The organism is Taibaiella soli (assembly GCF_003236175.1).
Taxonomy (GTDB): Bacteria; Bacteroidota; Bacteroidia; order Chitinophagales; family Chitinophagaceae; genus QKTW01.
Genome location: NZ_QKTW01000029.1, coordinates 1 through 9,238, shown reverse-complemented (window position 1 = coordinate 9,238; position 9,238 = coordinate 1). Strand labels below are relative to the sequence as shown.

The 9,238-nt window shown below is 43.5% G+C and carries 5 protein-coding genes; 2 read left to right on the top strand and 3 right to left on the bottom strand.

From position 1 onward, the window contains the following. Positions 1-413: 413 nt before the first annotated feature. From DN068_RS21330 to DN068_RS21320, 3 genes are all read right to left on the bottom strand, one after another. On the bottom strand, positions 414-4,658 hold the full coding sequence (locus DN068_RS21330) for an NPCBM/NEW2 domain-containing protein (RefSeq protein WP_111000987.1): 4,245 nt from the start codon (positions 4,656-4,658) through the stop codon (positions 414-416). A gap of 46 nt (positions 4,659-4,704) precedes the next feature. Continuing rightward, complete coding sequence (locus DN068_RS21325) at positions 4,705-5,397, bottom strand: PQQ-dependent sugar dehydrogenase (protein WP_165836483.1); 693 nt, start codon at positions 5,395-5,397, stop codon at positions 4,705-4,707. Between the two features lie 294 nt (positions 5,398-5,691). Then, entirely contained in the window at positions 5,692-6,645 is a 954-nt protein-coding gene (locus DN068_RS21320; RefSeq protein WP_111000985.1) for a methylenetetrahydrofolate reductase, read from the bottom strand. Between the two features lie 175 nt (positions 6,646-6,820). Between DN068_RS21320 and lptB the strand changes: the two genes are divergently transcribed. Continuing rightward, entirely contained in the window at positions 6,821-7,582 is a 762-nt protein-coding gene (gene lptB, locus DN068_RS21315) for an LPS export ABC transporter ATP-binding protein (RefSeq protein WP_111000984.1), read from the top strand. Between the two features lie 57 nt (positions 7,583-7,639). Continuing rightward, positions 7,640-9,154 carry a GH3 auxin-responsive promoter family protein gene (locus DN068_RS21310; protein WP_111000983.1) on the top strand — a complete coding sequence of 505 codons (1,515 nt, stop codon included), beginning with the start codon at positions 7,640-7,642 and terminating at the stop codon, positions 9,152-9,154. Positions 9,155-9,238: the final 84 nt, after the last annotated feature.

The following is a 9,238-nucleotide window of genomic DNA, read 5'->3' as shown; positions in this document are numbered from 1 at the left end:
CATCCCCCGCATAGGGAAGCAACCGCAAAACATGCCCGAACCTCTACTTTAGACATGTACGGTTTTGGGGAGGACGTCACAACTTTGAACGGCCAATTAAAAATCAGTTCGGAAAACGGGGTACTTACAATATCAACTATTTTCTATTTGGGTTCGGCATCGAATTACAAGAGCAGATAAGACTAAATCATACATGGCATCTCACTCTTTCAGAAGCCGTTCAATTCAATTTTACAAACCTGAGCTCCGCCGATACGTATCCTCCGTGGGAGTTGCATACACATTACTGGTCGCTCAGAGTTGGGGTTCGTCATTTGAAAAAGAAATAAGAACGGGTTTGATAAATTGCTTATCAAACCCGCTCAAAACTATCTGCATTTTATAGCCGATATAAACGATGAACGCTTTTTACACTAATTCTTTTTTACACTTATTCTGATAACCTCTTTATCGTTATTTAAGACTAAAATATATACCCCGCCTGGCAGTGCGGACAAATTGGAAAGAACCTCCGCTCTGTTCCCATCTGTTATATATTTTGCAGCCTCTCTAACGATGCGACCATTGATGTCAATCAGTTTAATCGCGGTCATACCGGTCCATCCGTTCGATTCAATTGTCAGGGAATTAGTGAAAGGAACAGGGTACACTTTTACTGTGCCAGCACCATTCATCAAAGCAGTCGAATCATTAACCAGAACACTACGTGCTGTAGTGGACATCGATCCGTTACAGGATGATGTAAACTTAGCATCTCCCCAATCAGCATGATCTGAATTGATACCATCACCGCCATCGGTGACTTCTAATGCTACCTGGCTATAGCTGCTAATATCTGTTTTAATATTGAACGATTCTTTTGGTCGCATAACTGGTGAAGAGCTAATCAGATTGCCATCTCCATAAACATTAAATTGTACGCTGGGAATAGCTCCCCCCACTTCATCATCAATACCAACGATGCTCTGGAATACGCTGTACTGTTTATTGGTTGTATAAATGATATGACTTATCGCATGTGTCCCAAGTCCGTGGACATAAGCGACACCATTTATGTTTATTGCATTCCCAATAACGCTTTTGTTCATTTGAAGCGTTCCATAACCCTGATTTGCAGCAACCGGAATCAGGTCGCTCAGATAAACCGACGGGCAGGATGGCGGCGCAGTAACGCTTACCGTCACTGGAGTTCGGGCACTTTCAATACCACCAACTGCCTGCGATGCATAATAGGTATCGCCACTTGTCAAAGCAGTTGATGAACTCAAAAAATTACCGCCTGTAGCCGCATCATACCATTTAATACTAGTTCCTGTTGCAACAAGATTAGCTACAGTGACCGAACCCGTGAACGTTTGAGGGGAAGCGGCTGTCGGAGCCAATGGTGCACCGCTGCTACAGGATAATGTAAACTTAGCATCTCCCCAATCTGCATGATCTGAATTGATACCATCACCGCCATCCGTGACTTCTAATGCTACCTGGCTATAGTTGCTAATATCTACGTTAATATTGAACGATTCTTTTGGTCGCATAACCGGTGAAGAGCTAATCAGATTGCCATCTCCATAAACATTAAATTGTACGCTGGGAATAGTTCCTCCCGCTTCATCATCAATACCAACGGTACTCTGGAATACGCTGTACTGTTTATTGGTTGCATAAATGATATGACTTATCGCATGTGTCCCAAGTCCGCGGGCGTAAGCAACCCCATTTATGTTTATTGCATTCCCAATAACGCTTTTGTTCATTTGAAGCGTTCCATAACCCTGACTTGCAGCAACTGGAGTCAGGTCGCTCAGATAAACCGACGGACAGGATGGCGGCGCAGTAATACTCACTGTCACTGGCGTTCGGGCACTTTCAATACCACCTATCGTCTGCGATGCATAATAAACGTTGCCACTTGTCAAAGCAGTTGATGAACTCAAAAGATTACCGCCAGCAGCGGCATCATACCATTTAATATTCGTTCCTGTTGCAACAAGATTAGCTATTGTAGCCGACCCCGTGAATGTTTGAGGGGAAACAGCTGTCGGGGCTACCAGTCCTGCGGGACATGGTATTGGCAAGTAGAACATCGCATTTCCCCAATCGGCATGATCTGAATTGATACCATCGCCCGCATCGGTAACTTCTAATTCTATTTCACTGTAGTCAATGATGCTCACATCTATATTGTAATATTGTTTCGGTCGCATTACGGGCGATGAACTAATCAAAACGCCATCTCCATAAACATTAAATTTAATGCTGGACGGGCCCACAGCGCTAACCTCATCATCGACACCCACAGTACTTGTGAACCTGCTGTATTTTTTATTCGTTGTATAATAAATATGATTTATAGCGTGCGTTCCAATTCCTTTTTTATAGGTCACACCATCGATATTCAAAGTATTACCGCTGATACTTTTATCCATTTGAGGCCCCAAATAACTATGGTCTTCTTTCGCCCAGTTTAGATCACTCAGAAAGATTGTGGTAGCGCAAGAAGAAGTAGTGACAACAGTTACAGAACTACCATTGGAAATATTTCCCGCAGCATTTTGCGCTTTTACCTCGAAGTTATAGGATGTCCCATCTGTGAGACCGGTTACCGCATACGACAGGGTTGTTGCTCCCACAGTCGCTAAAAATGTATTATTCTGATAAATGAGGTAACTGGATATTCCTACATTATCTGTCGCTGCCGTCCAACTTAATACGGTAGAACTGGAAGTTGTTTTGGAAGCCTGCAGGGAAAGAGGTCCTACCGGCTGTGTTTGATCAGTAGGCGTTTTCGTTGCAATCCAACCGTTTTGTCTATCAAACCAGACATCATTACTCGCATACGAACAAGTGCTTGTTCCTAAAGAATTGGTAACGGTCAGCGTAGCCGACATCCAATCGTTGGGCTTACTGAAAGTAACCTGAGGAGATGCTTGTGTAGCGCTAGTAATGCTTGGTTGTCCGCTCGTAAATGTCCACTGATAAGTTGTGTTGTCCGCATCACCTGTTGACGTGTTGAAAAAAGTAATGGGCTGCCCGGTATTTACATAAGAAGAGTTCGCGTCAAATGTGAGTGCCGGTATTATAAACGATGCGACAGGTTTGGCAGGCATATATTGGTTCACGACTTTAAAGTTGACTTCGACAGGATAAGCAGCGCCATATGTACTATTTCCCGACTGCAGGACTGCAACTGTTGCATCTCCCGGTTGACCGGAAAACGTTACCAGACCGGTTTGAGCATCGACAATAACTGGCCCTGACCTTACCTCAAATGAAACAGGTAGACCAGACGATGAAGATGCTGTTATCTGGCAGGAACCATTTTGAAGTAATTGGGTTGGAACAGGATTGACTGTCAGTTTTTGAAACACCAAATCTGCACAACGTTGATAAACGTTTTTTTGATACACAGTGCTGGCACCACTTTCATCAGTTACAGTCAGCGTAATCTTGAACCAATAGCTGGCGCCATCGCCACAGCCTCCCTCTGCAATCAAATTGGTATTGAATGTTGCAGCGCCGGGAGTAGGAGCACCAGGATGCACATGGTCATTGTGACAGCGGTCTACTTCCCACACATATTTCAATGCGCTATTAGCAGTATGGTCATCAGAAACATTTGCTGTTAGTATTACCGGAAAAATACTGCCCGACAATGAATCAAGAACGACATTATTAATTGAATTGCCATTTGGGTCTTTAACCGAAATTGAATTTATCTGCGGTGGCAGATTATTTAAATTAATAGTAGTACTCGCAATTGAACTGTCGCCATATGGATCGCTGACCGTAAGAACAACCGTCTGCGTTGCAGGAGCATTGCCAGTAACTGTAAAGGTGTGTTTCGGGTTCATACCTGTAACAACTGTACCATCGCCAAAGTTCCACGAATAAGCTAAAGAGGGTTTGCTATTGTCGACGTCATAGGACTGACTTCCGTAAAACTGTGTTGTTACCGTATTTGTTGTAGAAGAGGTGTTACCGTCGGTGCTTATTACGGCCACTGGTGAAATATGGTCAACTGATTCCAGCCGGCAGATATAATCTGTCGCACCATAGTTGCCAACTGCATAGACGTAGTGGTTATACGGGTTCGTCCCTAAAAACACCACCCCGGCTTGAGATACAGCAGTTACACCTGTGGGATTATTGAAATCAACTACCCCGTTGCCAGAATGTGCAAACTTCATAACGCGCACAGAATCCTCCGTATAAATTGCAAATAGCATAGCGTCATTTAATACACCGCCGTATGGGTCTCCAGCATTGCCGGCGTAAAAAGTATTGCCTGTAGAACAGTTACCTTTAAAATTTTTTACCCCGGGAAGATCTGTTATGTTCCGCTGAACGCCATTAATCAATACCTGAGCGATAGTTCCCGGCGCTTTTCCAACCTGACCATTTTCGTTGTGCGGCCAGGAAATAAGTGGCCATGTAAACGTTGGTGGCGGCTGTGGAATTTGATAAAAAGCAGTTCCGTTATTGTAATCTACCCACCGGGTAAAACCTTCGTAATAGGGCCATCCTCCATTGTCTCCCGCATTCGAGTATAATGTCAGTTCTTCCCATGAATTTTCCTGTGTATCACTGACGAGTATATACCCGACGTTATCACCCACTTTAATTCCGGGAATATTTGTTACTCTGTACGGATTTCTCAAACCCTTTATATAATATCTGGATGCCGGGCTTTTTTTGTTATTAGGATCAAAATGCGGATTGCCCTCCGGTGGCTGGATCGATTCGCAATATTTTTCCTGCCAGACAAGAGTCTACTTGTGCCCGCTCCGAATGTAAATTCAGCATCGCTTGCGACATCATCCCTTTACTTACCGCCAGACTTCCCCAGCTATCACCAAAAGAGCCATCGCCCACAGATAACATCAGGTAACCACTTTGATCAAAGAAACAGGTTCCTACGCCGTGTGTGCTGGATAAAATCGGGGGGCCATCACCTAAAGCATCTCCCAGCAAAACCAATCTGGTATTGGGATTTATTTGATGATTCTGAACAGTGTACCTTGTACATCTGCCCTGCGTAGGCCCTGACTGATCTAAGGCAATGCCAGGATCGTTAAATAACACGCGCCCTTCAACGGTATACCATAAATAGACATAGCCGTTTGTACTAAAATCAGGGTCTAATGCAAACCCTAGCAGACCGTGATCCTCGCCGCTTGGGTGATAAACTTCATCAGACAAATCCAGCAAGGTAGTAGTGCCGGTACTGTTGGGAGCAACTGATTTTACTTTTCCTGCTTTTTCCCAAATATAGGCATAGCCGTCTGCGGCAAAATTGATGCCTACTGCCTGACTGAGACCAGTAATACCGGTATTTTTAAAACTAAGTTTGCTGGCTGTTGTTTGACAGAAACCCACACGACTTAAAAATTGTAACAAGACAATGGAAATTAAAATGCAAAGCTTACGCTTCATTGAGGGGAGAAATTTTAAAGATGACAAAATACATTCATCACTTGACCCAAAGCACAAGCGCGTAAAGAACAAAAAACGTGCCAAATTGATTTTCAATTAATTACGCCTTTTTAAGACTATTATTTCATCTCTATTGTCTTTAAATTTCCTTTTTTATCTTTTATAAGTCCTCATTAAAAACATTCGATAAAAAAAGCCGTTCTGCATACTGCAGAACGGCTTCCTCATTCGTTACTAAATTTTCTGTTTTATTAAACTCTAAAAAAGTTGCTTCAATACATTTTCCACTACATGCGGTTTACCCAATGTGTAAAAGTGCAGCACCGGAACGTTATTTTTCAACAGATCACGGCATTGATACAATAACCATTCCTGTCCGATTTGTTCGCAAGCTGCATCTGTTTTTGCCGCCAGCATTTCTTTCGTCAGTTCCATCGGGATATCGACGTTGAAAATGCTTGGTATTACGGACAACTGACGTTTGTTGGTAATTGGCTTCAAGCCCGGGAGTATCGGTGCTTCAATACCACCCGCACGGCAGTTATTGACGAAGTTGTAATAATGTTTGTTATCGAAAAACATCTGACTGGTTACATAATCTGCACCAAGATCCAGTTTACGTTTCAGATAATAAACATCCATCTCCACGTTTGGTGACTCAAAATGTTTTTCGGGATAACCGGCAACACCAACACAGAAATCAGTTTTCACACCGTCCATAATATCTTCTTCAAGGTAACGGCCTTGATTCAGTTCACCGATCTGACGTACCAGTTCTTCCGCATAACGGTGACCGTTTGGATGTGGTGTAAAGAATTTTTCATTGGCAGCAGCATCGCCACGCAAAGCCAGGACGTTTTTAATACCGAGAAAATGCAGATCGATCAGGGCATTTTCAGTTTCTTCCTTGCTAAAACCACCGCAGATCAGGTGCGGTACTGCGTCTACGTTATAGTGGTTCATAATGGCGGCACAAATGCCTACCGTACCGGGACGCTTGCGAATCTCTACTCTTTCAAAACTTCCATCGCCCCGTTTTTTAAATACTTGTTCGGCGCGGTGATAAGTCACATTAATAAAGGAAGGTTTGAAATCCATGAACTTATCTAACACGGTGTAGATAGAGTCAATACTTTTTCCTTTAGTTGGTGGTAATATTTCCAGAGAAATAATGGGCCCCGTGGCCTGTCGAATGTGTTCAGTTACTTTCATCTGTGTTTTTTGGCGGCGTAAAGGTAATTAAATGATTAAATGATTACTGGTTTGTTTCATTGATTCGTTGACAGTTGGCCGTAGCAGATATGCAATAAGTTATATAAAACTTCACAAAATCAGACTGTCAACTAACAGCCCTTTTGTTTATTTTTGCCCAAAAGCCAGAAACAGGGTGAGAATACATACACAGGGCCTTATAAAACGATACAGAAGCCGCACGGTAGTGAATAATGTGTCGTTTGAAGTGAAGCAGGGAGAAATAGTTGGTTTGCTGGGACCGAACGGAGCCGGAAAAACAACTTCATTTTACATGGTGGTAGGTCTTGTGAAACCAGACGAAGGACATGTTTTTCTTGATAAAGAGGACATTACCCAACTGCCAATGTATAAGCGTGCCCAGATGGGTATCGGTTATCTGCCGCAGGAAGCCTCTGTTTTCCGCAAGCTGTCGGTAGAAGACAATATCGGTGCTGTATTAGAAATGACGAAACTGTCAAAAGCAGAGCAACTTCGTAAAAGAGATGAATTGCTGGAGGAGTTTCGCCTGACACATGTACGCAAAAGTCCGGGAGATGTTCTTAGCGGTGGAGAGAGAAGACGTACCGAAATTGCCCGCGCGCTCGCTGTTGACCCAAAATTTATTCTCCTCGATGAACCGTTTGCAGGTATTGACCCGATTGCAGTGGAAGATATCCAAACGATTGTGGCAAAATTGAAATATAAGAATATCGGTATCCTGATCACCGACCACAATGTACAGGAAACGCTGTCCATTACAGACCGCGCTTACTTGTTGTTTGAAGGCAAAATCCTCAAATCAGGTACTGCTGAAGACCTCGCTGCCGACGAGCAGGTGCGCAAAGTATATCTGGGTCAGTCTTTTGTACTGAAACGTAAAGATTATACACCTAGCGAATACCAGGTCTCCAAATAATATCATTACAGAACTGTATATTTAATCCGGATTTAAAACTGACAATTACGTTTTAACATGAGCTTAATAAGTCCCGCACTTAAAGGATACTTTAAACTCCGCCTGAGCGCGATCGATAATTTTATGCTCAACCCGATCGATACCCAACGTCAGGTTTTCAATGGCCTGATCGGATCTGCTCAATTCACCGAATACGGGAAGAAATACAATTTTGAGAAGATCAATTCTTTTGCGGATTTTCAACAACGGGTTCCAATTAATGACTATGACACGTTAAAGGGCTACATACAACGCATTCTTGAAGGAAATCAAAATGTACTCTGGCCTTCGGAAATCAGCTGGTTCGCCAAAAGCTCCGGCACTACCAGTGATAAAAGTAAATTCATTCCGGTAAGTAAAGAATCGCTCGACGATACACACTACAAATCGGGGAAAGATGTGCTGGCACTGTATCTCCGGCAATATCCGGAATCTAAGGTAATGGGCGGCAAATGCCTCGTAATCGGTGGCAGTCATCAGGTAAATCAACTGAGCGCAGACTCGTTCTACGGTGATCTTTCGGCAGTCATGTTGCAAAACATGCCGTTTTCAGGTCAGATCATGCGCACACCAGATCTTTCGATCGCATTGATGAGCGAATGGGAAGAAAAAATTGAAAAAATTGCCCGCACCACGATGCAGGAGAATGTCACGTTCATTGCGGGCGTTCCCACCTGGACCATCGTGCTGATCAAAAGAATATTTGAAATTGCAGGAACGCAAAACCTCACTGATATCTGGCCGAATCTTGAATTATATATTCACGGTGGCGTAAGCTTCAAACCATATCGCGAGCAGTTTCAGCAATTCATTCCATCACCGGGTATGCATTATCTCGAAACCTATAACGCATCGGAAGGTTTCTTCGCCGCATCAGACGACCCGAACGATGAAGGCATGCTGCTGTTCCTCAACCATGGCATCTTCTACGAGTTTATGCCAATGGAAGAATACGGCAAAGAAGAGCCGAAAACACTCACGCTGAAAGAGGTGGAGCTCAATAAAAACTACGCTTTGATAATTAGTACCAACGCTGGTTTGTGGCGATACCTTGTAGGAGACACTATTCAGTTTACTTCATTACATCCGTTCAGAATAAAAGTTACGGGCCGGCTTAAATTTTTCATCAATGCTTTTGGTGAAGAGGTCATCGTAGACAATACAGATCAGGCACTGGCTGTAGCTTCTGCAAAGACAGGCGCTATTGTAAATGACTACACAGCTGCTCCCGTTTATATGACCGGCGAAAGCAACGGCGCACATGAATGGATCATTGAGTTTGAAAAACTGCCCGTTCCATTAGAGGTGTTTGTTCGCGAATTGGACGCAGCGCTCCGCGCGGTCAATTCTGACTACGATGCCAAACGTCACAAGGACATCGCACTGCGCATGCCGGTTGTGCACGTAATGCCAAAAGGGGGCTTTAACCTTTGGCTGAAACAAAAAGGAAAACTCGGCGGCCAGAATAAAATTCCCCGTCTGAGCAACGAACGGAAATGGCTCGAAGAAATTCTACCGTTTACTAAAATGTAAGAAAATACTTTTGAATAGTCCTGAAAAAAGTTGACGGATTTTAAATAGTCCCGGTTGCCTCAAGTGGCCGGGATTTTTTATGCA

Coding starts and splice junctions, on each gene's coding strand:
- DN068_RS21320 (WP_111000985.1), bottom strand. CDS start 6,645: ATGAAAGTAACTGAACACATTCGACAGGCCACGGGGCCCATTATTTCT.
- DN068_RS21310 (WP_111000983.1), top strand. CDS start 7,640: ATGAGCTTAATAAGTCCCGCACTTAAAGGATACTTTAAACTCCGCCTG.